This is a genomic window from Pseudomonas sp. FSL W5-0299, assembly GCF_005930655.1.
Lineage (GTDB): Bacteria > Pseudomonadota > Gammaproteobacteria > Pseudomonadales > Pseudomonadaceae > Aquipseudomonas > Aquipseudomonas mandelii.
This window is the reverse complement of the sequence record NZ_RXHX01000102.1, coordinates 1-927: the sequence shown is the minus strand read 5'-3', so window position 1 is coordinate 927 and position 927 is coordinate 1. Positions and strand designations below refer to the sequence as shown.

General features: G+C 53.5%; 1 protein-coding gene. It reads left to right on the top strand.

Going from position 1 to position 927, the window contains the following annotated elements:
- On the top strand, positions 1-927 hold a 927-nt coding region (locus FHL16_RS33810), incomplete at both ends, for a copper resistance system multicopper oxidase (RefSeq protein WP_138739120.1).

Below are 927 nucleotides of genomic sequence, written 5' to 3'. Positions count from 1 at the left end.
TTGGTGAAACCCCTGTAAACATAACTGGCTCGCCGCGCACAGCCATGACCATCAATGGTTCGTTGCCCGGACCTTTGCTGCGCTGGCGCGAAGGCGATACGGTCACACTGCGTGTGAAAAATCGCCTGGACCAAGACACCTCAATCCATTGGCACGGGATCATCCTGCCGGCCAACATGGACGGTGTACCTGGCTTGAGTTTCCATGGCATCGCACCCGATGGCATGTACGAGTACAAATTCAAGGTTCATCAGAACGGTACCTACTGGTATCACAGCCACTCGGGTTTACAGGAGCAGGCCGGTGTTTACGGGCCAATCGTTATCGACTCGAAAGAGCCTGAACCTTTTCAATACAACCGCGACTACGTGGTGATGTTGACTGACTGGACCGACGAAGATCCTAGTCGCGTCATGGCGAAGCTCAAGAAGCAATCTGACTACTACAACCATCACAAACGTACCGTTGGCGATTTCATCGACGATGTCAGCAAGGAAGGCTGGTCATCTGCCGTAGCCGACCGGAAGATGTGGGCTGAAATGAAAATGAACCCCACTGATCTCGCAGACGTCAGTGGGGATACTTATACCTACCTCATGAATGGCCAGGCGCCTAACGGTAACTGGACCGGTATTTTCAAACCGGGTGAGAAGTTACGCCTGCGCTTTATCAACGGCTCGGCGATGAGCTATTTCGACGTCCGCATTCCTGGCTTGAAAATGACCGTTGTGGCCGCCGACGGCCAACATGTCAAACCGGTGAGCGTCGACGAATTCCGCATCGCCGTGGCAGAAACGTATGACGTGATCGTAGAACCTGCCAGCGAAGAGGCTTACACAATCTTCGCCCAGTCCATGGATAGAACCGGTTATGCACGTGGAACCTTGGCAGTTCGCGAAGGATTAAAGGCACAGGTACCTGCGATTG